Source organism: Frankia sp. CcWB3, assembly GCF_977927595.1.
On record NZ_CDWRCK010000342.1, the window covers coordinates 1 to 2,331 of the forward strand.

Here is a 2,331-nt window from a genome sequence, read left to right on the forward strand (position 1 = left end):
TAGTTTGGGTTATCCGGCTCGGACGGCCTGCTCGCATCGCCCGGAGGTGTCCGCCTGGGACAAGTCGGGACGGGGTTGGCAGGTTGTTACGCCGGTTTCGCGCCTATGAAGCCATTGTTTCCGTCCGCAGGTTGCGGGTTATCCGGTCGACGGGGCCGTGGTGGGTGGTTTGGGTCGGTACTCTCGGTGTGGAGAGACCTGGGATGATCGGGGGCGTCCGTGCTCCTCTGGTCCAGGTAAGTATGAAGCGAAGTCACCGAGACTGATGTAGTGCCGATCGAGACGTGAGGGCCGGGTAACGGTGGGTGCACCAATGCTGGTGGATAATGCCGATCTGGCGGTCAAGACCCTGGGGGTCTGCCGGATTGATTCCCCGCTCCTGCCGCTGCTGGGGGAGCGGCCGACGACGCAGCACTATATCGATGAGTCGGACAAGGTCCTCTACGACGACACTGCCCTGATGATCTCCTCGCGTGGTGTCGCGCTCGACGACCTGCCCGGATTCGAGCCGGCCGGGCCGCGCCGGAAGATCTACTTTGACCCGTCGAAGACCCGGGTGGGCATCGTCACCTGTGGTGGGCTCTGCCCCGGGTTGAACAACGTGATCCGCGGTCTGGTGCTGGAGCTGACCTCGCACTACCGGGTTCGGCGGATCTTCGGGTTCCGTAACGGGTACCAGGGCTTCATCGCCCGCTACGGCCACGACGTCGTCGATCTCACCCCGGAGAGCGTCGCCAACATCGACGACGACGGCGGGACGATCCTCGGCAGTTCCCGCGGTCAGCAGGATCCCGCCGAGATCGTCGACTGCCTCTCCCGGATGAACATCAACATCCTGTTTGTCATCGGTGGTGATGGCACCCTGCGCGGGGCCGGGCAGATTGCCCGGGAGGCCGAGACGCGCGGGGAGAAGATCGCCGTGGTCGGCATCCCGAAAACGATCGACAATGACATCCCCTACATCGACCAGAGCTTCGGCTTCCAGACGGCCTTCGGCAAGGCCGCGGAGTCCATCCGGGTCGCGCACGCCGAGGCGACGTCCGCGCCCGGCGGGCTCGGCGTGGTCCGGCTCATGGGCCGCCACTCGGGATTCATCGCCTGCTACGCGACGCTGGCGAAGAGTAACGCGGACGTGGTGCTCATCCCGGAGCTGCCGTTCAAGCTGGAGGGCGACGGCGGCCTGCTGAACTACGTGCGTCGCCGGGTGGCCGAGCGCGGCCACGCCGTCGTCGTCGTCGCCGAGGGTGCCGGCCAGGAGCTCGTCGTCGGCCAGCCGGAGAGCACCGACGCGTCCGGGAACCGCAAGCTGCACGACATCGGCCCGGAGCTCTCCCGCCGGATCAAGGAGTACTTCGACGCCGAGGGTATCGAGCTCAACCTGAAGTACATCGACCCCAGCTATGTGATCCGCAGCGTGCCGGCGAACCCGTACGACAGCGTCTACACGATCCGGCTCGCCCACGCGGCCGTGCATGCCGCGATGTCCGGCCGCACGGAGATGGTCGTCGGCCGCTGGCGGCGGCGGTTCATCCACATCCCGATCCCGCTCGCGATCAGCCAGCGCAACCAGGTCGACCCGGCCGGCGATCTGTGGATGTCCGTCCTCGAGGCGACCGGCCAGCCGCCCCGCTTCGAATAGCCGAGTAGCCAGCCCCCCTCTCTTGCCTTTCCAGAGGGATAAAAGGGACGTCGAAGCCTCTGGACAGGCAAGGTTCCCGGTGTGGCCGTGCGTGTCCACAAGGACGAATCGGGCCCGGGGCCTCTGGACAGACACCCACCGGAACAGCCCACGGTGTGCCGCGGTCAGGCCGGGCCGGGTCAGGCCAGGCCAGGCCAGGCCAGGCGGCGGATCCACCAGAAGCAGAAGCCGGTCCGTCATGCCGGACGGTGGGCGCCGATCACCGTAGGGTACGTCGACAGACGCACCCGGCCCGCCGCGCCCGACCTGGATGTGCTGGCCGGACACTGTTCGGACCTGGCGGGTAGGAGGGCAGGGAGTACGTGGAGGTCTTCGAGACTCATCGGAGCCTGATCGAGGACTATGCGGCCTTCACCGACTCCCTCGTCGAGGTTCGCGACGAGAAGATCAGAGATTATCTCGAGCAGGAGCGGGCGGCGAAGGTCCGCTGGCCTGACCCGTGGATCTCGCTCAACCCTGCGTTCGCCTCCGGCGGCACGGTCGACGAACTGGTCGGCACGGGTCTGCTGCACCCCGACTGCGGCAGATTCTTCCGGGTCAAGAGGGATGCCGACGATCCCGGCAGGCGGTCGCTGACGCTGTATCGGCACCAACGGGAAGCCATCGAGGCGGCCCGGGACGGCGGCAGCTAT

The 2,331-nt window shown here is 66.9% G+C and carries 2 protein-coding genes; both read left to right on the plus strand.

What is annotated here, in order from left to right; translation table 11 throughout:
* The first annotated feature begins 313 nt into the window (after positions 1 to 313).
* Entirely contained in the window at positions 314 to 1,639 is a 1,326-nt protein-coding gene (locus ACY5KJ_RS18745; protein ID WP_462187134.1) for an ATP-dependent 6-phosphofructokinase, read from the plus strand.
* Positions 1,640 to 2,001: 362 nt separating this feature from the next.
* Positions 2,002 to 2,331: hypothetical protein (locus tag ACY5KJ_RS18750; RefSeq protein WP_462203976.1), on the plus strand; the 330-nt coding region annotated here is incomplete at its 3' end.

Coding starts and splice junctions, on each gene's coding strand:
- ACY5KJ_RS18745 (WP_462187134.1), top strand. CDS start 314: ATGCTGGTGGATAATGCCGATCTGGCGGTCAAGACCCTGGGGGTCTGC.